This window comes from Frigoribacterium sp. PhB24 (genome assembly GCF_003755185.1).
Taxonomy (GTDB): Bacteria; Actinomycetota; Actinomycetes; order Actinomycetales; family Microbacteriaceae; genus Frigoribacterium.
In genome coordinates this window covers 81,121-105,024 of the sequence record NZ_RKIC01000009.1, presented here as the reverse complement: position 1 = coordinate 105,024, position 23,904 = coordinate 81,121, and the positions used below count along the sequence as shown (strand labels likewise).

The 23,904-nt window shown below is 71.4% G+C and carries 17 protein-coding genes; 7 read left to right on the top strand and 10 right to left on the bottom strand.

Annotated features, from left to right (window positions below):
• Positions 1-13 precede the first annotated feature (13 nt).
• On the bottom strand, positions 14-670 hold the full coding sequence (locus tag EDF50_RS01075; protein ID WP_123517494.1) for a TetR/AcrR family transcriptional regulator: 657 nt from the start codon (positions 668-670) through the stop codon (positions 14-16).
• 74 nt (positions 671-744) lie between these two features.
• Between EDF50_RS01075 and EDF50_RS01070 the strand changes: the two genes are divergently transcribed.
• The gene (locus EDF50_RS01070) at positions 745-2,277 is read left to right on the top strand and encodes an MFS transporter (protein ID WP_233570248.1); all 1,533 of its coding nucleotides are present in this window, start codon (positions 745-747) and stop codon (positions 2,275-2,277) included.
• 89 nt (positions 2,278-2,366) lie between these two features.
• Here the strand turns inward: EDF50_RS01070 and EDF50_RS01065 are convergent, their stop codons facing one another.
• Both EDF50_RS01065 and EDF50_RS01060 read right to left on the bottom strand, forming a co-directional pair.
• Positions 2,367-4,874, bottom strand: coding sequence for a glycoside hydrolase family 65 protein (locus EDF50_RS01065; RefSeq protein ID WP_123517491.1), 2,508 nt, complete (start codon positions 4,872-4,874; stop codon positions 2,367-2,369).
• The gene (locus tag EDF50_RS01060) at positions 4,871-5,713 is read right to left on the bottom strand and encodes an HAD family phosphatase (RefSeq protein WP_233570247.1); all 843 of its coding nucleotides are present in this window, start codon (positions 5,711-5,713) and stop codon (positions 4,871-4,873) included. The genes EDF50_RS01065 and EDF50_RS01060 overlap by 4 nt, the downstream gene beginning before the upstream one ends.
• 322 nt (positions 5,714-6,035) lie before the next feature.
• Here EDF50_RS01060 and EDF50_RS01055 point away from each other — a divergent pair, with 322 nt between their 5' ends.
• Entirely contained in the window at positions 6,036-9,497 is a 3,462-nt protein-coding gene (locus tag EDF50_RS01055; protein ID WP_148076733.1) for a DEAD/DEAH box helicase, read from the top strand.
• An 18-nt stretch (positions 9,498-9,515) separates the two neighbouring features.
• Here the strand turns inward: EDF50_RS01055 and EDF50_RS01050 are convergent, their stop codons facing one another.
• Positions 9,516-9,815 (bottom strand): putative quinol monooxygenase, encoded by a 300-nt coding sequence (locus EDF50_RS01050; protein WP_123517486.1) that lies wholly within the window; start codon positions 9,813-9,815, stop codon positions 9,516-9,518.
• A gap of 98 nt (positions 9,816-9,913) precedes the next feature.
• A complete protein-coding gene (locus tag EDF50_RS01045; RefSeq protein WP_370453950.1) occupies positions 9,914-11,569 on the bottom strand; it encodes a molybdopterin-dependent oxidoreductase in 1,656 nt (551 codons plus the stop codon).
• Between the two features lie 194 nt (positions 11,570-11,763).
• Here EDF50_RS01045 and EDF50_RS01040 point away from each other — a divergent pair, with 194 nt between their 5' ends.
• Complete coding sequence (locus tag EDF50_RS01040; protein ID WP_123518356.1) at positions 11,764-13,236, top strand: APC family permease; 1,473 nt, start codon at positions 11,764-11,766, stop codon at positions 13,234-13,236.
• Here the strand turns inward: EDF50_RS01040 and EDF50_RS01035 are convergent.
• Positions 13,233-14,894: an alpha-amylase family protein gene (locus EDF50_RS01035; RefSeq protein ID WP_123517485.1), complete on the bottom strand. Its 1,662-nt coding sequence runs from the start codon at positions 14,892-14,894 to the stop codon at positions 13,233-13,235. The two genes, EDF50_RS01040 and EDF50_RS01035, sit on opposite strands and share 4 nt — an antisense overlap.
• 214 nt (positions 14,895-15,108) lie before the next feature.
• Complete coding sequence (locus tag EDF50_RS01030) at positions 15,109-16,233, bottom strand: SDR family oxidoreductase (protein WP_123517484.1); 1,125 nt, start codon at positions 16,231-16,233, stop codon at positions 15,109-15,111.
• A 112-nt stretch (positions 16,234-16,345) separates the two neighbouring features.
• On the opposite strand from EDF50_RS01030, the gene EDF50_RS01025 reads away from it, so the two are divergent.
• A complete protein-coding gene (locus EDF50_RS01025; protein WP_123517483.1) occupies positions 16,346-16,795 on the top strand; it encodes a hypothetical protein in 450 nt (149 codons plus the stop codon).
• 132 nt (positions 16,796-16,927) lie between these two features.
• Positions 16,928-18,673, top strand: a complete 1,746-nt coding sequence (locus EDF50_RS01020; RefSeq protein WP_233570246.1) for a threonine/serine exporter ThrE family protein — start codon at positions 16,928-16,930, stop codon at positions 18,671-18,673.
• Here the strand turns inward: EDF50_RS01020 and EDF50_RS01015 are convergent.
• Positions 18,670-19,494, bottom strand: a complete 825-nt coding sequence (locus EDF50_RS01015) for a site-specific DNA-methyltransferase (protein ID WP_123517482.1) — start codon at positions 19,492-19,494, stop codon at positions 18,670-18,672. The genes EDF50_RS01020 and EDF50_RS01015 overlap by 4 nt on opposite strands.
• Positions 19,495-19,658: 164 nt before the next feature.
• On the opposite strand from EDF50_RS01015, the gene EDF50_RS01010 reads away from it, so the two are divergent.
• Together EDF50_RS01010 and EDF50_RS01005 are read left to right on the top strand one after the other, a co-directional pair.
• Entirely contained in the window at positions 19,659-21,452 is a 1,794-nt protein-coding gene (locus tag EDF50_RS01010) for a DEAD/DEAH box helicase (RefSeq protein WP_123517481.1), read from the top strand.
• A gap of 182 nt (positions 21,453-21,634) precedes the next feature.
• Complete coding sequence (locus tag EDF50_RS01005; protein ID WP_123517480.1) at positions 21,635-22,051, top strand: hypothetical protein; 417 nt, start codon at positions 21,635-21,637, stop codon at positions 22,049-22,051.
• 9 nt (positions 22,052-22,060) lie between these two features.
• Here the strand turns inward: EDF50_RS01005 and EDF50_RS01000 are convergent, their stop codons facing one another.
• Positions 22,061-22,813, bottom strand: coding sequence for an ABC transporter ATP-binding protein (locus EDF50_RS01000; protein WP_123517479.1), 753 nt, complete (start codon positions 22,811-22,813; stop codon positions 22,061-22,063).
• On the bottom strand, positions 22,810-23,889 hold the full coding sequence (locus tag EDF50_RS00995) for an ABC transporter permease (protein ID WP_123517478.1): 1,080 nt from the start codon (positions 23,887-23,889) through the stop codon (positions 22,810-22,812). The genes EDF50_RS01000 and EDF50_RS00995 overlap by 4 nt, the downstream gene beginning before the upstream one ends.
• Positions 23,890-23,904: the final 15 nt, after the last annotated feature.

The window sequence follows — 23,904 nt, the reverse complement described above, 5'->3', positions numbered from 1 at the left end:
GTCCGCACCGGAGTCATGCCCGAGCGGTCTGGCGCACCCCCGCGGCGGGCAGCAGCACGCCGTCGATCAGCCCGACGAGGTAGTCGCGATCGACCGGCTTGCGCAGGACGAGCACGCGGTAGGACACCATCGACGGGGTGACCAGGGCGAGCGCCTCGATGTCGGTGTCGGCCGCGATCTCGCCTCGCTCGAGGGCCCGGCGCAGCAGCAACCGGTTGGCCTCGGCGCGGGGCTGGACGATCGCGGCGTCGACGGCCTCGGCCAGCTCGGGAGTCGTCGAGAGCATCGTGACGACACCCGCCATGACCCGCATCTTCTTCTCGGCGTCGTCGATGCTGTGCGGTTTGATCATCGCCACGAGGTCGCCGCGCAGCGTCCCGGTGTCGGGCAGACCGTCGAGGTCGACGGCGCCCTGCTTGAGGCAGGCCACCGCGTCGACCACGAGCTCGCCCTTCGAGGCCCAGCGGCGGTAGAGCGTGGCCTTGCCCGCCTTGGCACGGGCGGCGACCATCTCGATGGTCATGCCCTCGAAGCCGGTCTCGGCGAGCACGTCGATGGTGCAGCGGAGGATCTCGGGGTCGCGGCTGTGGTCGCGCTTGCGACCCGGTCGCCGGGGTGCCGCGAGGACGGTCTCGGCGGGCGTCGTCGCCACGCCTTCCCTGTCGGTCATGGGGTGACTCTACATCGGATGTTTACGAAACTGCCTGTATCCGAAACTGACGAGACTCGTATATGCTCGCGCCCATGTCTCAGGCCTCCACCTCCCCTGACGGCGCGACCCGCGCCTCCTCGTCCTCCCCCACCCCGGCGTCGTCACGGCGCTGGTGGACCCTCACCACCGTCGCCCTCGCCCAGCTGATGGTCGTCCTCGACTCGACCGTCGTGAACATCGCGCTGCCCGCCGCACAGACCGACCTCGGGTTCTCGGACGGCGACCGGCAGTGGATCATCACCGCGTACTCACTCGCCTTCGGCAGCCTGCTGCTCGTCGGCGGCCGAGTCAGCGAGCTGATCGGCCGCAAGCGCACGTTCATCATCGGCCTGGTCGGCTTCGCGTTGGCCTCGGCCCTGGGCGGCGCGGCCGGCACCTTCGGGCTGCTCGTCTTCGCCCGCGCCCTGCAGGGGGCGTTCGGCGCGCTGCTGGCCCCGACCGCCCTGGCCGTGCTGACGACGACCTTCACCGTCCCGAAGGAGCGCGCCCGCGCGTTCGGCGTCTTCGGTGCGATCGCCGGGGCGGGCGGGGCCATCGGCCTGCTGCTCGGCGGATTCCTGACCCAGTACGCCTCGTGGCGCTGGAACCTCTACATCAACGTCGTCATCGCCGCCGTCGCGATCGTCGGAGCCGCGATCTTCGTGTCGCACGTCACACGCACCGGCGCCCGCCCGAAGCTCGACGTGCCCGGGACGCTGCTCGTCTCCGGCGCCCTGTTCTCACTCGTCTACGGGTTCTCGAACGCCGAGACCCAGGGGTGGGACTCGCCCCTGACCTGGGGGTTCCTGGCAGCAGCCGTCGTGCTGCTCACCTCGTTCGTCGCGTGGCAGCGCCGTGCCGAACACCCGCTGCTGCCCCTGTCCATCGTGCTCGACCGCAACCGTGGGGCCGCCTACACGTCCGTGACGATCGCGGGCGCCGGCATGTTCGGCATCTTCCTGTTCGTGACCTACTACCTGCAGACCTCGCTCGGCTACACGCCGACGAAGACCGGCCTGGCCTTCCTGCCGATGATCGCGATGCTCGTGCTCGCGGCCCAGCTGTCGACGAACGTCTTCGTGCCGCGCTTCGGGCCCAAGATCATGGTGCCGTTCGGCATGACCCTGGGCGTGATCGGCATGCTGCTGCTCACCCGACTCGACCTCGAGAGCACGTACGCCGCCACCGTGCTGCCGGCCCTGATGGTGCTCGGCTTCGGCATGGGCTCGATCATGCCCGCGTCGATCCAGACCGCCACGCGCGGCGTCGACCGTGGTCATGCGGGCGTCGCCTCGGCCATGGTCAACACGAGCCAGCAGGTCGGCGGATCGATCGGCACGGCTCTGCTGAACACGCTGGCGGCGACGGCCGCCGCGAACTACGTCGCCGACCACCTGCCCGCGACCGGAGCCGTCGCGGCCGAGGCCGCCGTCACCGGCTACGCGACGGCCTACTGGTGGGGAGCCGGGTTCTTCGCCGTCGGCGCGGTCGTGGCGGCCCTGCTCTTCCGCCGCCGGGTGCCGCGGTCCGACGACGTGGACGCCGCGGCCTCGCCCGCCGTCGACGCGCCGGTTCCGGTGCACTGACGCGACCCCCTCGCACAGACGACCCGCGCCTCCTCAGCCCCTCGGGGCCGGGGAGGCGCGGGTCGTCCGGGTGACGGGCGTCGCGTCGGTCAGGACGCGGCTTCGTCCTCGTCGTAGCGGTCGACGCTGATCGTCGGGATCGACGCCGTGATGACCGAGCCGTCGGCGCGCATGAGGCCCCGCAGGTCGCTCGTCGTCGGGACGCGCGTCGTGATGCGCGGGCCCTGACCGTCGAGGGCGACCCGTACCGGCGCGTCGGGAGTCACCCGGACCTCGTCACCGCGGACGGACACCGTCACCGTGTCGCCCGTCTCGATCGTGAAGACGATCTCGTGCTGGGCGAGGTCGACCCGCAGGCGGCTGCCCTTGACGGAGACGCGGAACGAGAGCTCGTCCCAGTCGGCCGGCAGGCGCGGGTCGAAGGTGATCGAACCGAGCCAGTCCCGCATGCCGCCGTAGCCGTTGACGAGCGCGCTCCAGATGCCACCGGTCGACGCGACGTGCACGCCGTCGGACGTGTTCTTGTGCAGGTCGGCCAGGTCGACGTACAGAGACGACAGGAAGTACTGCTGCGACAGCTGGTGGTGGCCCACCTCGGCCGCGATGATCGACTGCACGACGCCGGACAGGGTGGAGTCGCCCGTGGTCAGCGCGTCGTAGTACTCGAAGTTGCGCAGCTTCTGCTCGGGCGTGAACTCGTCGCCCTGCAGGTACAGCGCGAGCACGACGTCGGCCTGCTTGAGCACCTGGAACCGGTAGATCACCAGCGGGTGGTAGTGCAACAGCAGCGGACGCTTGTTCGCCGGGGTGGCCTCGAGGTCCCAGAGCTCTTTGTCGAGGAACTGGGCGTCCTGCGGGTGGATGCCGCGGTGGTCGTCGTACGGGATGTGCATGGCCTCGGCGGCGAGCTGCCAGCCCGTGATCTCGTGCTCCTCGAGACCGAGGCGGGCCACCATGCGGTCGAACGCGACCGGTGAGTCGTCCTTCAGGCGGGTGACCGCCCGGACGGCCGCCCGCAGGTTCGCCCGTGCCATGACGTTCGTGTAGAGGTTGTCGTCGACGACGGTCGTGTACTCGTCGGGCCCGGTGACCCCGTCGATGTGGAACCGTTGGTCGCCGTTCGAGCGCCAGAAACCGAGGTCGGCCCAGAGACGGGCGGTCTCGACGAGGATGTCGACGCCACCGCGCTGCAGGAAGTCCTCGTCGCCCGTCGCCTGGACGTACTGGCTGAGCGCATGGCTGATGTCGGCGTCGATGTGGTACTGCGCCGTGCCTGCCGCGTAGTAGGCGCTCGACTCGAGCCCGTTGATGGTGCGCCATGGGAAGAGGGCGCCTCGCTGGTTCAGCTCGACGGCGCGGTCGCGGGCGGCGTCGAGCATGCCGAGCCGGAAGCGCAGGGCGTTGCGTGCGACGTTCGGCGACGTGTACGTGAGGAAAGGCAGGACGTAGATCTCGGTGTCCCAGAAGTAGTGCCCGCCGTAGCCCGACCCCGTCACGCCCTTGGCCGCCACACCCTGGCCGTCGGTGCGTGCGGTGGCCTGCGCGAGCTGGAAGAGGTTCCAGCGGACGGCCTGCTGGATCTCGGGCTGCCCGGCGACCTGCACGTCGCTGCGCTGCCAGAAGTCGTCGAGCCAGGCGCGCTGGTGGTCGAAGATCTCGGCCGTCGGCGTCTCGGCCGCCCGGTCGAGGGTGCGGTCGCAGCGGTCGGCCAGCTCGCGCGGGGGCACGCCGCGGCTCGTGTGGTAGCTGACGGTCTTGACCAGGCGGACCTTCTGGCCCGCCTGCGCCTTGACCCGGTAGACGTGCTTGGCGATGTCGTCGTCGATCTGCGAGGACTGGTCCCACTCGGCGTCGGTCTCGATGCGGTGCTCGGCGCCGACCGCGATGGTCATGCCCGAGTTCGTCGTGCGGTAGCCGAGCACGGCCCGCGTGCCACCGTTGCGCTTCAGCACGGGCTGCAGGACGCGGTCGTCGAACGACTCCGCCTTGCGGGGGTCGAACGCCTCGGCCGCGGCGCGCATGCCGGCGTGGTACTGGTCGCCCAGGTCTTGGCGGTTGAGGATCTGGCTCGAGATCAGCAACGACGCCGACGAGTCGAGCATCGTGACCTCGTACTCGATGACGACGAGGTGACGGTCCTCGAAGCTGACCAGGCGACGGCTCGTCACGAGGACCCGCTTGCCCGAGGGCGTGCGCCAGTCGATCTCGCGGATGAGGACGCCGTCGCGGAAGTCGAGGCGTCGGGTGTGGCGCAGGATGTCGGCCTCGAACAGCACGAAGGGCTCGTCGTCGACGTAGAGGCGGATCACCTTCGCGTCGGGCACGTTGACGATCGTCTGGCCGACCCGGGCGAAGCCGAAGGCTTCTTCGGCGTGGCGGATGGGCCAGGTCTCGTGGAACCCGTTGACGAAGGTGCCGAACGAGTGCCCGCCACGACCCTCGTCGGGGTTGCCGCGCAGCCCGAGGTAACCGTTGCCGACCGCGAACACGGTCTCGGTGAGGCCCTCGTCGCCCTGGATGTACTCGTCCTCGACGAACGCCCACTCGTCGACGGGGAACCGCGAGCGGTCGAGCGGGTCGGACGTGATGTGGTTCACGACTGTGCCTCCGTGGTGCCGGTGGTGCTGCTGCTGGTCGAGGGGGTGTCCGGTGTCGCCTGGCCGGGGTTCGGAGCCGAGGAGGCGCGGGTTCGGTCGAGCGCCTCGACCAACGTGCCGAGGTCGTCGACCACGAGGTCGGCGCCGAAGTCGAGCAGGGTCTGCGCGCCCGTGCCGCGGTCGACGCCCAGCACGAGACCGAAGGCACCCCGGCGACCGGCCTCGACGCCGGACTGGGCGTCTTCGACGACGACGCAGTCGTCCGCGGTGAGGCCGAGTCGGCGAGCGCCCTCGAGGTACGTGTCGGGCGCGGGCTTGCCGACGATGCCCTCGGCCGCCGCGACCACACCGTCGACGATGACGTCGAACCGGTCGCGGAGGCCGGCGGCTTCGAGCACCGGCACGGCGTTGCGCGAACTGGAGACCACGGCGACGCGGACGCCCTCGGCGATGGCCCGGTCGAGGAAGGCCACCGACCCCGGGTACGGCGTGACTCCGTTCTCGGCGAGCTCGGCGGCGAAGGCCGCGTTCTTGCGGTTGCCGAGGCCGCAGACGGTGTCGGCGTCGGGGCCGTCGTCCGGAGAGCCCTCGGGCAGCACAACGTCGCGGGCGGCGAGCATCGCGCGGACGCCGTCGTAGCGGGGGCGGCCGTCGACGTGCTCGAAGTAGTCGTCCTTGGTGTAGGGCGCGAGGTCGTGCGCGGCGAAGTACTCGCCGAAGAGGCGGGACCAGGCACGCATGTGGACCTCGGCGGTCGGCGTCAGGACGCCGTCGAGGTCGAACAGGAGGGCGTCGAGGTGGGCGAGTCGCGAGGCGTCGCGGGGCGTGGTGGAGGACACGGGGTGCCGATCCCTTCGAGCGTGGGGGCAGGGTGAGCGGCACCGGGGCGACGACGGCCCGATGCCGGTGAGGCGGGAACGTTGCGGGGCAAGGCGATGGGGCGGGGCGACGGGACGGGCGGGGGTGGTGCGAGCCAGCTGCTGCGCCGACGAGTGTGGTGCGGGGTGAACCGCACGGGTCAAGTGTGGCACCGCTCCGCCCGCACACCTAGCCACGCGATCGGGGTGTGGACGGCGGGTGGCCTGGGGACGAGGCCCCGGACGTGTCGTCCGCTCCTGGGGACGGTGGCACCGCCTGTGGACGGTGCTCGAGCTGTCGGTGGTGGCTGACATCATGGGCGACATGGACCTGGGCGACGAGTTCGACGTGCACGGTGGACTCGTCCCCGATGGCGGCACGGCGGCGCGCGACGCCGACGGCCCCGTCCACACCACCCTCGTACCCCTCGTCGACGCCGTCGACGTCATCCGGCTCGTCGGGCCCCGCGCCTTCAACCGGGCGAAAGAGTACGTCCGCGACGGCGCCGTGCTCGGCACCGTGTGGCACCCGGCGGACGAACGCCTCGAGGGCACCGTCCAGGGCGCCGAGGCGACGCCCTACCAGGTCGTCGTCGACCTGCGCGCGACCCGCGGCGAATACAGCAGGCCCGTCGCCAGCCGGTGCAGCTGCCCGATCGGCGCAGACTGCAAGCACGTCGCGGCGACGCTGCTGCAGAGCAATTCCCGGGCCGTGGCAGACCGCAGCGCGCCCTCTCCCTCCGCCGACGACCTGCGGACCGGGGGCGTGACCGCGCTGGGCGCTGCACGACCCGGCACGGGCGGGGGCGACTGGCGGTCGACGGTGGGGGCGATCGGGCGGCCGAGCCGCACCTCCTCGGCCCGGACGACACGCATGGGCCTGCTGTTCGACCTGCGCGACCGGGCGCACTCGACCCGGGGGCGAGCGGTCGCGCCCTCCGCCCGACGGCAGGGCGGACCGACCGTGCAGCGGCTGGGGGTACGGCCGGTCACCCTCAGCGGCACGGGCAACTGGGTGCGGGGCAACCTGACCTGGTCGTCGCTGCCGTACCAGCTCAACCGGCTCGCCATCGAGCCCGAACAGCACGCGTGGTTCGGCCAGTTCGCGGCCCTGCACCGGTCCGCGGTCTCGACCTACACGCCCGGCGACGCCGACTGGCTCATCGTCGACGACTTCGCCAGCCCGCTCCTCTGGCCGCTGCTGGCCGAGGCCGAGCGCCTCGGCATCTCGCTCGTGACGGGCAAGCGCTCGACCGACGTCGTCGTCGGCGACGAGGCCCGCGTCACGGTCGACGCCGTCCGCGGTGACGACGGCTCGGTGGTCTTGACCGCGGGGGTCACCGTCGACGGCGTGGCCCGTCGGGCCGAGTCGACCGGCGTGATCGCCGACCACGGCGTGTGGTGCATCGCCCGCGAACCTGTGCTGACGTTCACCCTCGCGCCGACCGTGGCCCCACTCGACGACGAACAGCGGCGGCTGGTGACCGTCACACCCGAGGTGGTCGTCCCGGCAGCCGACTCCGACGAGTTCTTGCGCGACTACTACCCGACGTTGCGCCGACGCGTCGACGTCGTCAGCTCGGACGCGTCGATCGAGTTCCCGACGACCGTGCCCCCCGTGCTGACGCTGACGGTCGGATTCGAGAAGGGGCAGACGATCCGTCTGTCCTGGGGGTGGACGATCGACGGGGCGAAGCGGCCGCTCACGGCGCATTCGCCCCTCCCCGACCTGGGCGACCTCGACGTCGTCCCCCGCGACCAGGTGCTGACGGGGGTGACGGCGGCCGAGTTCGCGACCGGGACGCTCCCGACCCTCGAGGCGCGACCCGATCTGCGGGTCGACCTCGTCGGCACGCGACCCGACTACCGCGAGCTGACCGACGAGCCCCGACTGACCATCACCACGATGCCGACCGACAAGCGCGACTGGTTCGACCTCGGCGTGTTCGTGACGGTCGAGGGGCGCACGGTCCCCTTCACGCCCCTCATCGCCGCCCTCGCGAAGGGGCGCAAGAAACTGCTGCTCGTCGACCACTCCTACCTGTCCCTCGACCACCCGGCCTTCGACGAGCTCAAGAGGCTCATCGACGAGGCGTCGGCTCTCGACGAATGGCAGGTCGCCCCCCGCATCAACCGCTACCAGGCGAGCCTGTGGTCCGAGCTCGACGACCTCGCCGACGAGACCATCCCCTCGGCCGCGTGGCAGCAGGCCGTCGGCGGGCTCCTGGCCCTCGCCGACTCGGGCGGACTCGAGGCCGCCACCGCGACCCCGGTGCCGGCCACGGTCGACGCGACCCTCCGCCCGTACCAGCACGAGGGGTTCGCCTGGCTGGCCTTCCTGCACGAGCACGGGCTCGGTGGCGTCCTCGCGGACGACATGGGGCTCGGCAAGACGCTGCAGACGCTGGCGCTGGTGGCGCACGTGCGCGAGGTCGAACGGTCCCGCGTGGGTGACGACCCCGCCCGGGCCGGTGCCCGCACGGCCGCGGCCCTTGCCGGGTCGGAGGGGCCGAGCACCCGTCCCGCGCCGTTCCTCGTCGTCGCCCCGACGTCGGTCGTCTCGAACTGGGTGGCCGAGGCCTCGCGGTTCACCCCGGGCCTGACCGTCCGCGCCGTGACCGCCACCCAGGCGAAGGGTGGGCGCGGCTCGGTGCACGACCTCGCCCAGGGAGCCGACGTCGTCGTCACCTCGTACGCGCTCTTCCGCCTCGACTTCGCCGCGTACCAGGCCGAACGCTGGGCCGGGCTGATCCTCGACGAGGCGCAGTTCGTCAAGAACCGCGCATCGCAGGCGCACCGTTGCGCGGTCGATCTCGACGTTCCGTTCAAGCTCGCGATCACCGGCACACCACTCGAGAACAGCCTCACCGACCTGTGGTCGCTGCTGCACGTGGTGGCGCCCGGGCTGCTCGGCAGCAGCGTCCGGTTCGCCGACGACTACGTCAAGCCGATCGCCACGGGAGAGGCGCCCGACCTGCTGCAGAAGCTGCGGAAGCGCATCCGACCGGTGATGATGCGCCGCACGAAAGAACAGGTCGCCTCCGACCTGCCGGCCAAGCAGGAGCAGCTGCTGCGCGTCGACCTCGACCCCGCGCACCGCGACCTCTACGACGCCTTCCTGCAGCGTGAACGACAGAAACTCCTGGGCCTCATGGACGATCTCGACCGCAACCGGTTCATCGTGTTCCGGTCGCTCACCCTGCTGCGACTGCTCTCGCTCGACGCCTCGCTCGTCGACGAGGCCTACGCCGACGTCCCGTCGGCCAAGCTCGACCAGCTGCTCGACGAACTCGACGACGTCGTCGCCGAGGGGCACCGAGCCCTCGTCTTCAGCCAGTTCACGACGTTCCTGCACAAGGTCGCCGCCCGGCTCGAACGGCGCGGCGTCGCCTACGAGTACCTCGACGGGTCGACCAGGCGACGAGGCGAGGTCATCGAACGGTTCAAGACGGGCGACGCGCCGGCGTTCCTCATCAGCCTGAAGGCCGGCGGATTCGGGCTCAACCTCACCGAAGCCGACTACGTGTTCATCCTCGATCCGTGGTGGAATCCGGCCACCGAGGCACAAGCCGTCGACCGAACGCACCGCATCGGCCAGACCGACAACGTCATGGTCTACCGGATGATCGCCAACGACACCATCGAGGAGAAGGTCCTGGCCCTGCAGGCACAGAAGTCACGACTCTTCGACGCCGTCATGGACGACGACGCCGTCTTCAGCGCCGCGCTCACGGCCGACGACATCCGGGGCCTGCTCGACGCCTGAGCCGGGCCGGGCCGGGCCTCAGCTCAGCGAGACCGTCTCGGCGAAGGTGCGGGTGGTCGGCGGGGCGAGCAGCACCTCGGGCAGGCGGTTGACCCCGTCGGGCGTGGCCCGCCAGGCGACGTAGGCGTCGTGGTCGGCCGACGAGGCCCAGGTCTCGACGACGATCATGACCGACGGGTCGGCGTCGTCGATCAGCACCTCGAGCCCCTCGCAGCCGGGCCAGGCGCGGGTGGCGACGAGGGTCTCGCGGGCGATCTCGTGAGCGAGGTCGAGCCGGGCGGGGTCGACGTGCAGTTCGAGGTGGACGGTGGTCGACATGGGGGTTCCTTCGATCGGGCGGCGGCCCCGGGAGCGGGCCGCGCGGCGGACGGGCCGCGACCTCCCACCCTGGCACCCGCGCCTCCTCGTCCGCCGGGTCAGGCGACGTCGACCGTCACGCGGTGCCACCCCTCGGCCCCGTTCGGAGCGGGCTGGACGTACTCCTCGCGTTGCCAGGTGCCGTCCGCGCCCTGGGCCCGGACGTCGATGGTGTGCGACCCCGACCCGGCCGCCGCTGCGTCCCAGCGGTAGACCCACTGCCGCCAGGTGTCGGCCGAGACCGAGTCGGCGAGCGTCGCGTCGAGCCACGAGCCCCCGTCGATCCGCACCTGGACCGCCTCGACCCCGGTGTGCGGCTGCCAGGCCACCCCGGCGATCGAGACCGTCCCGGCGTCCACCGATCCCCCGTCGCGGGGAACGTCGATACGAGACTCGAGCTTGACCGGTCCGAGAGCGTCCCAGCCGCGAGGCGTCCAGTAGCCCTCGGCGTCGGCGAAGCGCGTGACCTCCATCTCGACGACCCACTTCGTCGCCGAGACGTAGCCGAAGAGGCCCGGCACGACCATCCGCACCGGGAAGCCGTGCTCGATCGGCAGCGGCCGGCCGTTCATGCCGACCGCGAGCAGCGCGTCGGTGCCGTCGTCCTGCAACACGTCGAGTGGCGTGCCGGCCGAGAAGCCGTCGATGCTGCGCGACAACACCATGTCGGCGCCGCCGTTCGGGCCCGCGCGCTCGAGCAATGAGCGGATCGGGTAGCCGAGCCAGAGCGCGTTGCCGATCAGGTCGCCGCCGACGTCGTTCGAGACGCAGCTGAGGGTGGCCATGTGCTCTTCGAGGGGCAGGGCCAGCAGCTCGTCGAACGAGATCGACACCTCGCGGTCGACCAGGCCGTGGATGCGCAGGCTCCATTCGGCCGGATCGATCGACGGCACCTGCAGGGCGGTGTCGATGCGGTAGAAGTCGGCGTCGGGTGTGACGTAGGGAGTGAGGCCCTCGACGTCCAAGGAGGCGCCCGCCGGTACCGCGGCCTCGGTCACGCTCGCGCGCGGCAACGTCAGGGCACGCCGCAGGGCCGCCGCGTTCGCGCGGCCCGCGTTCACCACGCGCGCCCCCGTGCCGACCACGACCGCGGCCACGCCGGCGACCACCGTGTAGGTCAGGAAGGACCGACGCTCGAGGCCCGGCCCGCGCAGCGGCGGCACCGGTTGCGCCTGCTCGGCCCACCCCGGTGACGTCGAGCGGACCCAACGACGGAGGCGCGAGGCCAGTTTGTCCACCAGCAGCACGGCCACGAAGGTGCCGACGAGGCTCGGGATGGCGTCCACCTGGCCGGCGTCCGCACGGGTCAGGACCGCGACCACGGCGAGCGCCCCACCCGCGACGAAGGCGATCTTGCCGATCGGCTGGCGGCGGTACTCGCCGTATCCGGCCGCTCCGGTGATGACGACGAGCAGCACGCCCATCAGCACGAAGAGCGCGACCTTGTCGCCGGTGCCGAACAGCGAGACCATCGCGTCCTTGACGCCGGCAGGGGCGAGGTCGATGACGGCCGAGCCGACGGCGAAGAGGGGGCTGCCGGTCGGGCCGGTCGCGAGCGCGACGATCTCGGCGGCGGCGAGGAACGCGGCCATGGACACGACGCCGGCGAGCGTGGACCAGAGGCCGGCGGCGCGGGGGGTCATCGGGTCGGTGGGGGCGGGCGTCGGGGCGGGGCCGGGCGTCGACGACTCGGGCGGGGACAGGCGGACCGACATGGACTCAGGGTACGTCTCGTGGCCCGGGAACCGCCTGCGTCCTCGGGTGCCGGCCCGCGCCTCCTCGCCGTCGGGCGGACGCCCGTCCACGTTTCGGGGTCGTGACGATGTCCGGCCGCCTCTTCCGTCGCCGCGACGACCGGAGCAAGATGACCGGAACGCCCGAGACACACCGATGCGCCCCGGAGGTCAGCATGTCGACGACGAACCAGCAGCCCCCGAACCCGCGGTCCGCGAACCAGGCGCAACCGCCCACGACCGACACGGGCGAGAGTCCCACCGAGCTGAAGCGGGCAATCGGCCCGAAGCTGCTGCTGCTCTTCATCGTCGGCGACATCCTGGGCACAGGCGTCTACGCCCTCACCGGGCAGGTCGCGGCCGAGGTCGGCGGCGCGGCCTGGCTGCCGTTCCTCATCGCGTTCGCCGTGGCGCTGGTGACGGCGTTCTCGTACCTCGAGCTCGTGACGAAGTACCCGCAGACCGCGGGCGCGGCGCTCTACGTGCACAAGGCGTTCGGCATCCACTTCGTGACGTTCATCGTCTGTTTCGTGGTGATGTGCTCGGGCATCACGAGCGCGTCGACGGCGTCGCGGGCGTTCGCCGCCAACCTGGCGGCTGGCCTCGGCGTCGAGTTGTCGAACTCGGTCGTGATGCTGATCGCGATGGCCTTCATGCTGCTCGTGATGGCCGTCAACTTCCGCGGCGTGAGCGAGAGCGTCAAGGCGAACGTGGTCCTCACCCTGATCGAGCTCTCGGGCCTCGTCATGGTGATCCTGATCGGATTCTGGTTCATCGCCGGCGGGAACGCCGACTGGGGGCAGGTCGTGCTGTTCGAGACACCGGGCGACAAGTCGCTGCTGCTGAGCGTCAGCACGGCGACGTCACTCGCGTTCTTCGCGATGGTCGGCTTCGAGGACTCGGTCAACATGGCGGAGGAGACCAAGGACCCGAGCCGGATCTTCCCGAAGGTCATGCTGACCGGCCTCGGCATCACCGCGGTGATCTACGTGCTCGTCTCGATCTGCGCGGTGGCGATCGTCCCGATCGGCGAGCTGGCCGACAACGAGACGCCGCTGGTGACGGTGGTGAACACGGCCGCCCCGGACTTCCCGATCGGGCAGCTGCTGCCGTACATCTCGATGTTCGCCGTCGCCAACAGCGCCCTGATCAACATGATGATGGCCAGCCGGCTGCTCTACGGCATGAGCAAGCAGGGTGTGCTGCCGGGCTTCCTCGGCCGGGTGCACCCGAAGCGCCGGACCCCCTGGGCGTCGATCGTCTTCACGACCGCACTCAGCCTCGTGCTGATCGGCTACGTCTCGCTCTCGCCCGAGTCGCCGATCGTGGCCGTGCTCGGTGGCACGACCTCGCTGCTGCTGTTGACGGTGTTCGCGCTGGTGAACGTCGTCGTCCTCGTGCTGCGCCGCGACACGGTGTCGCACCGGCACTTCCGAGCGGGCACGGTGCTGCCGATCGTCGGCGTCGTGGCGTGCCTCTGGCTCGTGCTGCCGGTGTCCTCCGGTCGCGGCGCCGAGCAGTACACGATCGCCGGCGGCCTGCTCGCGATCGGCATCGTCCTCTGGCTCGTGACGTTCCTGTCACGACGCGGGAAGCCGGTGCCGAGTGACGCGGTCGCCGAAGCCGAGCGGAGCGACCCGGGCGCCTAGACGAGCCGCTTCTCGCCCGACCGCAGCACGCGGAGCCAGCGGAACCCGTAGCCCTCGAGCTCGACGCGCAGGTGGCCGTCGGCGGCCACCGGCTCGGGCGTCGCCAGGTCGGCGAGCAGGTCGACGGTCCGTACCGTGTCGTCGAGACCGAGGGCCCCGAGGTCGAGATCGACCGAGCGGCCGTCGGGAGCGAAGTTGTGCACCGCGACGAGCGTTCCCGTGCTGCCGGCGACGGCGTGGGCCAGCACACAGCTGTGCCCCGAGTCGAGCAGGGTCAGCTCGCCCCACCCGATCTCGGGCGAGGCCCGGTAGTGCCTGATGAGGTTCTGGACGAAGCGCAGCATCGAGTCGGGCTCATGGCGCTGCCGCGAGACGTTGACGTGCTCGGGCGCCCATCCCTCGGCCCCGACGGGCGCGACCAGGTCGTCGCTGTCGGCGCGCGAGAACCCGCCACCCGGCTCGTCGGTCCACTGCATGGGCGTGCGCACCGCGCCGCGCCCCGACACGGCCGGGTTCTCGCCCATGCCGATCTCCTCGCCGTAGAACAGGACGGGCGCCCCGGGCGTCGAGAACATCAGGCTGTAGACCATGCGGACCCGGCGGGGGTCGCCGTCCAGCATCGGGGGCAGCCGGCGCACGATGCCGCGACCGTGGATGCGCTGCGACTCGAGCGGGGCGAACGCCTCGAAGACCTCGGCTCGCTCGGACTCGCTCAACTGGTCGAGGGTCAGCTCGTCGTGGTTGCGGACGAAGTTGCCCCACTGGTTGCCTCGGGCCAGGGCGGGCCGGTCCGCGAGCGCGGCCGCGAGCGGGGAGGCGTCCTGCCGCGCGAGGGCGAGGTAGAGGGCCTGGTTCGCGACGAAGTCGAACTGCATGGTCAGCTCGTCGCCGTCGTCCTCGCCGAAGAACGCGACCATCTCGTCGTACGGCAGGTTGACCTCACCGAGCATCATTCCGCTGCCGCTGCGCCGTGAGACGTAGCCGCGCAATGCCTGCAAGAACTCGTGCTCGGCTCCGGCCTCGGTGTCGATGAGATGGGGCACGGCGTCGACGCGGAACCCGTCGATGCCGAGCTGCAGCCAGAAGCCGATCACCTTGGCGATCTCGTCGCGCACCGCCTGCCGGTCCGTCGCGAGGTCGGGCTGGTGCGAGTAGAACGAGTGCCGGTAGTACTGGCCGGCCGCCTCGTCGAACGACCACACGCCGTCCTCGACGTCGGGGAACATGTTCTGGGGCTGGTCGTCGGGCACGTCGTCGCGCCACTGGTAGTAGTCGCGGAACCTGCTGCCGCGGTCGCGGCGCGCGGCCTGGAACCACGGGTGCTGGTCGCTCGTGTGGTTGACGACGAGGTCGACGATCACGCGCATGCCACGGTCCTTCGCCGTGCGGACGACCTCGACGAAGTCGCCGAGGTGGCCGTAGCGCGGATCGACGCCGTAGTAGTCCGAGATGTCGTACCCGTTGTCCTGCTGAGGCGACGGGTAGAAGGGCGCGAGCCAGAGGCAGGTCACACCGAGTTCGGCCAGGTGGTCGAGGCGGTGGGCGAGCCCCTCGAGGTCGCCGACCCCGTCGTCGTTCCAGTCGAGGTAGGTCTCGACGTCGAGGTTGTAGAAGACCGCGGTCTTCCACCACAGGTCGCTCGTGTCGGTGACCCTCATCGGGTCGCACCGGTCGTCGTCGCCGGGCGGCGGGAGGCGGTGGAGCGGGCGGCGCAGGAGGCGCGGGTCGGGCGGGTCATGTCGGCTCCGTCTCGGGTGGGTCGCTTTCGCCGACCGTACCGGCGCCCGGGACGTGCGGCCCTGGCCATCCCCTGTGCATCGCCCGTGCGACCGCCGCGGGCCTCCTCGGCCGCCGACCCGCGCCTCCTCGTGCCTAGGGGATGAGGCGCTCGGCGCGGTAACGCTCGAAGAGGTCGACGAACGCCTGCTCGGTGCGGCGGTACCGGGTGAACCCGGCGTCACGGGCCTTGCCCATGTCGGTGACGACCTCGATGTCGCGGCCGAGGTCGCCGTCGGTGTGCCACCACGAGGCGACGCGCGACAGCTCGGGCTCGGCGAGACCGTGCTCGGCGACGAGGTCGCGCCACTCCTGCTCGAGACCCGCCATCTGCTGCTCGAGCGGCCGCGGCTCGCCCTCGAAGCCCTCGACGAGCTCCGGGTCGATGCCGAGGTGCCCGGCCAGGCGGGGCCACAGCCAGCGCCAACGGAAGACGTCGCCGTTCACGATGTTGAACGGCTCGTCGGCACCGGCCGGGTCGGTCGCGGCCCAGATCATCTGCTCGGCGAGGACGCCGGCGTCGGTGACGTCGACGAGCGAGTTCCACTGCGTCTCGCTGCCGGGGAAGACGAACGGGCGGCCGAGGCGCTTGCTCAGCGCGGCCTGCACGGCGATGGTCAACCCCATGTTCATGGCGTTGCCGACGGCGAACCCGATGACGGTGTGCGAGCGGTGCACCGACCAGGTGAAGCCCTGGCGCTCGGCGGCCGCGAACAGCTCGTCCTCTTGCGCGTAGTAGAAGTTCGGGTAGGGCAGGCGCTCCTCGTCCTCGTGGAACGGGGTGTCGGGCATGTTCCCCGTGCCGTAGGCCTCGAACGGGCCCAGGTAGTGCTTCAGCCCGGTGACGAGCGACACGTGCCGCACCGGCGCGTGGTCGAGGGCGGCCAACAGGTCACGGACCATGGCGCCGTTCACCGCGATGTTCTCGGCCTCGGTGTCGCGCTTCTGCCAGGCGGCGAAGAACACGTGCGTCGGCTTCGCGTCGGCCAGGGCGGTCCGCAGGCTCTCGGCGCTCGTCAGGTCGGCCGCGATGCCCGTCACCCGGTCGGACGAGGAGGCGCGGCGCGAGAGGGCGAGGACGTCCCACCCGTCGCGCGTCAACTGCTCGACGAGGGCGGTGCCGGTGATGCCGCTGGCACCCACCACGAGGGCGGTGCCGGGGGTGTCGCCGCCGGCGGCGGGCTGGGTGCTGTCGGTCTGGGGCGTCTCGGTGGTGCTCATCCGTGGTCCAAGCCGCGCGCGCCTCCTCGCATTCCCGCGACGGCGGACCGGCCCGTACCCCGGGCCACGACACCTGACAGGCCGCCGGACGGGCCGAGCGTACGGTCGCCCCATGGATCACGACACGCACGAGCCCACGGACCGGACTCCCGAAGAAGAGGCGGCGGCACTCGCCCTCGCCGTCGTGTCGCAGGCCGCGGCCATCACGCAGGGCGACCCCGAGGCCGTCGAGGCCAGTGACGAGAACCTCCGCGAGGTGGTCGCCGAGTTGACCGATCAGCCGTTCACCGCTCGGCAGGAGGACGTCGTCGCGACGCTCGGCACGGCGGGCGGCAGCCTGGCGGCGGGCCTGACGGCTGCTCTCGCCCACGAGAAGGGCATCGACCCCGCGGTCATCCTGGGTTCGACCTCGCAGGCCATCGTGGCGCAGACGCAATCGCAGACGCAGTCGCCGTTCGCGGGCGGGCGCGACGACATGGCCGACGCCGGACGGGACCGCGGCGAGGCCGGTGACCCCCGGGTCGACCGCAGCGACGACGACGACTCCGACCACGCCTCGTAGCGCCGCCGGGTCGCTCGCCGCGACTGCCCCGGACGTCCGACGCCGCGCCTCCTAGACTCGACGGACGTGTCCGCCCGGGACCGCCTCGGCGGCGACCCGGACCGGCCGGTCGTGAGTGAGGAAGAGGTCAGCGTGTCAGACGCGAGGCGCCCTGAGCGCCCCAACCCGGTGAGGCCCCGCCCGCCGCGAGTGCCCAAGGCGCCGAAGGGCAAGCCCCGGGGCCCGGCGCAGTCGCGACTGGTCAACCAGCACGAACTACGGGACGTCCGCGCTCGGCTGCGCGGCACGATCTACGAAGGGACGACGCCGGAACACGGCATCGGCGGCGACCTCTACTCGCCTCGCCAGATCGTCGACTTCTGCCTCGACCTGGGCGACGTCATGTTGTCGTCGGGGGCCGACGTCCGCAGCACCGAGGTCGCGGTCGTGGCCGTCAGCACCAAGTGGAACCTCGCCCCGCTCGAGCTCGACATCACGGGCACGGCGATCACCATCCAGTACGCCCCCGCCGGGCACAACCCGCTCGTGAAGACCCGGGTCATCTACGCCGAGGGGTCGAACCTGCACCGGCTCTCGCGGGTCTACCAGATCGTCGACGACCTGCTGCACGACGACCGTGACATGACCGAGGCCGTGGCCGGCCTCGTCGAGGTGCTCAAGTCACCACCCCGGTGGCCGTCGTGGCTGACCGACCTGGCGATGGGCCTGCTCGGTGTCTCGGTGACCCTGCAGGCCGGGGGCACCTGGCAGGCCGCCGTCGGCGCCTTCGTCGTGATGATCGGCATCATGGCGTCGGGTCGTGGGCTGACCGCGAGGGGCATCCCGCAGTTCTTCGTGATCGGCCTGCAGGCCGCGTCGACCGCGACGCTCGGCACGCTCGGCATCTGGGCGGGGCTGCTGACCCCGGGAGGCGCGGCGGCGATGGTCGCGGCCGTGGTCGTCCTCGTCCTGCCGCACCCCACGATCGTCACCTGGGCCCAGGACGCGATCTCGGGCTTCCGATCGATGGCGGTCGGCCGCGCGCTGGTGATCGGGCTGATCGTCGCGGGAGTGGTCTGCGGCATCCCGGCGGGGCTCGCGGTCACGGCGCGGTTCGTGGACATCGAGGTCGATCCCACGAACATCACGCTGCAGGCGCTGCCGCTCTGGCTCTCGCTGATCTCGAGTTTCGCCGCGGCGTCGGCCAACTCGATCGCCCAGGGGTCGACCGCGCGCATGATCCCGATCACGATCGGCGTCGCCCTGGTCGGCAACCTCTCGCTCTTCACGCTGCGCCATCTCGGGCTGCCCCTGATGGGGGCGACGTTCGTCGCCGCGACCCTGTTGGGCGCCCTCTCGACCGTGGCCGCGGCGCGCCTGCGGACGGCGGCCACGGTCATCGCCGTGCCGGCGTTCTGCGGGTCGCTGCTGCCGTCGCTCGCGGTCGCGTCGTCGCTGCTGAACTTCATGGCCGGCAACGACGGGGCCGAGGTCGACTTCGTCTTCTCGATGCTGACGACGCTGGCGATCGGCGCGGGACTCGTGCTCGGCAGCCTGCTCGCGACCCCGGGGGCGCGCCGCTGGCTGCGCCGCGCGAAGCGCGTGCGGGTGCAATCGGTCCACACCGACACGACGCCGATCAGCGTGATCGTGCCGCCGACCGCGGCCGCGGAACCCACGACCGTCCGACCGGCGGCCGAGCCCGAGCCGGTGGCCGACCCCGAGCCCGCTGCCGAGTGGTCGCGGGCCACCGCGCCGATCCCCGTGGTGTCGGCACCGGCGGAGTCCGCTCGACCGCGTCTCTCAGACCGCGACACACCACGACTGCCGGGGGTCGCCCTGTCGACGCCCGTCCGCGCCGACGCGCCGCCGACGAGCACCACCACCGCGAACGGCTAGTGCTCGGCGGCGGCAGCCACCCCACGCCCGGTGTCTCCGCGCCCCGGCAACTCGACCTGGGCGTCCTCGCCCTCGAGCCGCCGGATGATCGGCTGGACGTCACCGATCTCGGCGCCGATCCAGTGACGGTGCATCTTCTCGGCGACGGCGTACGTGGTGCCCGAGCCGCCGAAGGGGTCGAGGACGAGGTCGCCGGGCTCGGAGCTGATGGTCAGCACGCGCTCGAGGAGCTTCTCGCTGAGCTCGTTCGCCCCCCGGGTCTTCGTCGCCCGGTGTCGCACCGGCGGGATGTCGAGCCAGACGTCGGTCAGGTTGATGCCGTCGGGGTGGAGCTTGCCGCGGTGGCCGCCGTAGTCCTTGATGTCGCGGCCGCAGTGCCGGCAGACCTGGATCGGCAGGCGGGGCCGAACGAAACGCGACGGCTTGCCCTTGCTGTAGTAGAGCAGCGAGTAGTGCGACGGGTAGAGCTTGTTGGGGATCGGCAGGCCGTACTTGATGTCGACGGCGACCCAGTGCCGGAAGGTCATGCCCTCGCCGTTGAGGACGTGGCCGAGTTCGATGTTCCAGCGAGGGAGGTTGAAGAGGTAGAACGAACCACCCGGCCGCAGCACCCGGACGCACTCGGCGATCCATCGACGACACCAGGCGAGGTAGGCGTCGTCGTCGAGGGAGTCGTCGATGCCGGCGCCGTAGACCTTGCCCAGATTGAACGGCGGATCGGCGAACACGAGGTCGACCGACTCGTCGTCGAGTTCGGCGAGGACCTCGAGGCAATCGGCCTGGAAGAGCCGACCGCTGGCGGTGCGGTACGTCGGTTGCACGTCGTCCTTCGGGTGTCGCTGGGCGGGATCGGTCGTCGAGAAGACTACTTCGGGCCGCCGACATCGATGCCGGCCACGGGCGTCCGGCCCCGTGGGAGCACACGACGACACGGGCGAGGTGGGCGGAGCAGCGACGGGGGCCTCGGACAAGCTACCGTTGCACCATGAGTGACACCACCGAGCAAGCCCCGAGCGACGCCACAGAGCAAGCCGACACGACGCCGACGTTCGCCGATCTGGGCTTGAGCGACCAGGTCCTCAAGGCCATCCGCGACATCGGCTACGAGACCCCTTCGGCCATCCAGGCCGCCACGATCCCCACCCTGCTCGACGGCCGCGACGTCGTCGGCCTCGCGCAGACCGGCACCGGCAAGACCGCGGCCTTCGCCCTGCCCATCCTGTCCCGCCTCGACGTCTCGGCCAAGAAGCCGCAGGCCCTCGTGCTGTCCCCGACGCGCGAGCTCGCGTTGCAGGTCTGCGAGGCGTTCGAGCAGTTCGCCTCCGGCATGCGCGGCGTCCACGTCCTGCCGGTCTACGGCGGCCAGGCCTACGGTGTCCAGCTGAGCGCCCTGCGCCGCGGCGTCCACGTCGTCGTCGGCACGCCCGGTCGCATCATGGACCACCTCGCCAAGGGCACCCTCGACCTCAGCGAGCTCAAGTACCTCGTGCTCGACGAGGCCGACGAGATGCTCAAGATGGGCTTCGCCGAGGACGTCGAGACGATCCTCGCCGACACCCCCGAAGACAAGCAGGTGGCGCTGTTCTCGGCCACCATGCCGCCGCAGATCCGTCGCATCTCGAAGCAGTACCTGAACGACGCCGAAGAGATCACGGTCAAGGCCAAGACCACCACCTCGGTCAACACGACCCAGCGGTACCTGATGGTGTCGTACCCGCAGAAGGTCGACGCCCTGACGCGCATCCTCGAGGTCGAGAACTTCGAGGGCATGATCATCTTCGTCCGCACCAAGAGCGAGACCGAGACCCTGGCCGAGAAGCTGCGCGCCCGGGGGTACTCGGCCGCCGCGATCAGCGGTGACGTCGCCCAGGCGCAGCGCGAGCGCACGGTCAACCAGCTGAAGAGCGGCAAGCTCGACATCCTGGTCGCGACCGACGTCGCCGCCCGCGGACTCGACGTCGACCGCATCAGCCACGTCGTCAACTACGACATCCCGATCGACACCGAGTCGTACGTCCACCGCATCGGTCGCACCGGCCGTGCCGGCCGCAGCGGTGCCGCGATCAGCTTCGTCACGCCGCGCGAGCGCCGCCTGCTGGGCGCGATCGAGAAGGCCACTCGCCAGCCGCTCACGCAGATGCAGTTGCCGACCGTCGAGGACGTCAACAGCACCCGACTCACCCGCTTCGACGACGCGATCACCGAGGCCCTCTCGCAGGACGGCCGCATCTCGGCGTTCCGCGACATCATCAGCCACTACGTCGAGCACCACGACGTTCCCGAGGCCGACGTGGCCGCGGCCCTCGCCGTGGTCGCCCAGGGCGACACGCCCCTGCTGCTCGACCCGAAGGACGAGCGACCGCAGCGCGACGAGCGTCCGCTGCGCGAGCGCGACGACCGTGCCCCGCGCGGTGGCCGCGACGACGACCGGGGCGAGCGCCGTGAGCGCGGCCCCCGCACGTCGAAGCCGATGACGGCGTACCGCATCGAGGTGGGTCGTCGCCACCGCGTCGAGCCGCGACAGATCGTGGGCGCCCTGGCGAACGAGGGCGGCCTCAGCCGCGACGACTTCGGGGCGATCCAGATCCGTCCCGACTTCTCGGTCGTCGAGCTCGCGTCCGACGTGTCGAGCGACATGCTGGACCGTCTGAGCGACACCCGCATCAGCGGCAAGCTCATCGAGATCAAGCCCGACCGCCGAGGAGGCGCGCCCCGCCGCGACGACCGCCCCGACCGGTCACAGGGTGGCGAGCGGCCCGCCCGCAAGCCCCGCTACTAGACACCCGGCCGCACGGCCACGACGCCGACCTCGCCTCCCGCCTGGTCGGCGTCGTCGTGTCCGGCGGGTGTGTCGGCACGTGAGGGTCGCGGGCGGGCGAGTTCGTGGTCCCCGGGCCGTCGGAGGCGCCCGTCGGCGACGAACTCGCCCGTGTCCCAACCACCCCAGTCGATCGGAGTCCGATGAGCACCCAGCCCTCCCCCGGCGGCACCGACGCCCTGTTCGGCGTCGTGCAGACCGCGCTCACGATCGGCAGTGCGATCCCGCTGCTCCTGACCGTCGTCGCGCTGGTGCTCTTCGTGCGGATGAGACGTCGGCTCTCGGCCGGCCTGCCAGGAACGCCGAGCACGCGCCGCCTCGCCGACGACGCCCGACGACTGCGCGACCTGGCCAGGGTGAGCCTGCTCGGCTCCGGCTTCGGCCTGGGGCTGCTGCTGATCGGCCAGCTCGTCGTCGGTCTCGGCACGACGCTCGGGCTCGCCGCGGCGTTCGCCGGGCCGCTCGCGCCCGTGACGATCGGTGCGGCCGTGCTGACGGCCCTCGCGGCCGGGGCGTTCGCGACCTCGCCGGCGCCGCCCGCGCCTCCTACCCGCCGCTAGTCCCGTGACTCAGGCGGAGGCGGCGGACCGGATGCAGGCGCCGGTCGCCGGGTGCGCCGCCACGGCGTCCGAGGGATCGTCGCCGTCAACGACGAGGGCCCCGTCCACGAGCGTCACCGTCGTGTGCAGACGTGGCAGGTGCACGAGATCGTGGGTGACGAGCAGCGTCGAAGTATCGAGCTCGCCCGTCAGGCGGACGATCAGGTCGATGATCGCGGCGCCCCGCCGCTGATCGAGCGCGCTGGTCGGTTCGTCGACCAGCAGGGCGCTCGGGTCGTTCATGAGCGCCCGGGCGATGTTGACCCGCTGCCGTTGACCGCCCGAGAGCTGGTGGGGCCGCTTGTCACGGTGGTCTCCGAGACCGACGGCGTCGAGCAGGTCGTCGGCTCGGGCGGCGGCCGACCGTCGGCGCGCCCTCGAGTGTCGGGCTCCCAGTTCGTTCATCACCTCGAGCTGCTCACGGGCCGTCAGTGACGGGATCAGGTTCGGCTGCTGGAACACGATGCCGACGCGATCCCGGCGGAGATCGGACGCCTCGGCACGCGAGAGCGTCGTGGCGTCGACGTCGTCGATCAACACTCGGCCCGAGTCCGGCCTGATCAGGGTGGCGGCGACCGCCAGCAGACTCGACTTGCCCGAGCCGCTCGGACCCGTGATGCCCGTGACGGTGCCCGGGTGGGCGGTGAGCGAGACATGGTCGACGGCCGTGACGCGGCTGTCGCCGTCGGCGAACGTGAGGGTGATGTCGTCGAGTCGGATCATCGGTTGCCTCCGAGGGCGGTGAGGGGGTCCGCAGAGGTGACGGCGCGCAAGGCCACGGCGGCCCCGGCGAGGCCGAGGGCGATCATCACGACCCCCGGCAGGACGGTGGTGAGCGGGCTGAGCACGAACGGCAGGGCCGAGCCGGCGAGGGCCCCGAGGACCGAGACGAGCCCGATGCCCACCCCGATGCCGATGACGAGTACGACGAGGGCCTGGCCGAGCGAGTCACGGACGAGCGACCGCGTGCTCGCGCCGAGCGCCTTGAGCACGGCGACGTCACCCTGGCGCTGCATGGTCCAGACGGTGAAGAACGCGCCGATCACGAGAGCCGAGATGCCGAAGAGCATCGCGACCATCATCAGCAACGAGCCGATCTCCGAGGTGAAGGACCCGATGGCGCGCACCGAGCCGAGCGTCGACTCCGAGACGGTCCCGGTCGTCCGGGCGACGGCGGTCCAGTCCGGGTCGCCCGTCACGGCGAGCACGGTGGCGGTGGCGGTGACGCCCGCCCCGGCACCCGGGGCGGTGGTCTGGGCCTGCCAGTCGTCGAGGGTCACGGTGACCACGGGCGTGTGGCTGTACCAGGCATCGGGGGTGACGCGATCGACCTGGTAGGCCGCGCCTCCTACGCTCACGGTGTCGCCCGCGACGGCACCCAGTTCGTCGGCGGCGCCCTCGGACAGCGTCACGAGACCGGATCGCGCGGGGGCGGCATCGTCGAAGCCGACCGGCACACCGAACACGGCCACGGCGGCACGCTTCGAGCCGTTCTCGGCACGTCCCTGGCTGATGCCGAGGGGCTGGGCCGAGTCGACGCCCTCTGCCGACGACCAGGCGTCGATCTGCTCGGCCGTGACGGCCGAGTCGGTGAAGCTCGCCGTGCTCGCCCCGTCCGACGGAGACGAGAAGACGAGCCGGTCCGCGGGCAGGGCGAGCACGGCCGAGACGTTCTGCAGGGCGAGGCCGCCGGTCAAGCCGCTGAGGAACCCGACGAGCAGGGTGATGAGGGCCACGACCCCGCTGATCAGGGCGAAGCGGCCCCGAGCGAAGCGCAGGTCGCGCAGGGCGACGAACATGGTGGGGGTCCTTTC

Bases quoted from the DNA above. Each gene is read 5' to 3' on its own strand.
- EDF50_RS01030 (WP_123517484.1), bottom strand. From the start codon at position 16,233: ATGAGCACCACCGAGACGCCCCAGACCGACAGCACCCAGCCCGCCGCC.
- EDF50_RS01070 (WP_233570248.1), top strand. From the start codon at position 745: ATGTCTCAGGCCTCCACCTCCCCTGACGGCGCGACCCGCGCCTCCTCG.
- EDF50_RS01045 (WP_370453950.1), bottom strand. From the start codon at position 11,569: ATGTCGGTCCGCCTGTCCCCGCCCGAGTCGTCGACGCCCGGCCCCGCC.
- EDF50_RS01050 (WP_123517486.1), bottom strand. From the start codon at position 9,815: ATGTCGACCACCGTCCACCTCGAACTGCACGTCGACCCCGCCCGGCTC.
- EDF50_RS01035 (WP_123517485.1), bottom strand. From the start codon at position 14,894: ATGAGGGTCACCGACACGAGCGACCTGTGGTGGAAGACCGCGGTCTTC.
- EDF50_RS00995 (WP_123517478.1), bottom strand. From the start codon at position 23,889: ATGTTCGTCGCCCTGCGCGACCTGCGCTTCGCTCGGGGCCGCTTCGCC.
- EDF50_RS01010 (WP_123517481.1), top strand. From the start codon at position 19,659: ATGAGTGACACCACCGAGCAAGCCCCGAGCGACGCCACAGAGCAAGCC.
- EDF50_RS01005 (WP_123517480.1), top strand. From the start codon at position 21,635: ATGAGCACCCAGCCCTCCCCCGGCGGCACCGACGCCCTGTTCGGCGTC.
- EDF50_RS01025 (WP_123517483.1), top strand. From the start codon at position 16,346: ATGGATCACGACACGCACGAGCCCACGGACCGGACTCCCGAAGAAGAG.
- EDF50_RS01000 (WP_123517479.1), bottom strand. From the start codon at position 22,813: ATGATCCGACTCGACGACATCACCCTCACGTTCGCCGACGGCGACAGC.
- EDF50_RS01040 (WP_123518356.1), top strand. From the start codon at position 11,764: ATGTCGACGACGAACCAGCAGCCCCCGAACCCGCGGTCCGCGAACCAG.
- EDF50_RS01075 (WP_123517494.1), bottom strand. From the start codon at position 670: ATGACCGACAGGGAAGGCGTGGCGACGACGCCCGCCGAGACCGTCCTC.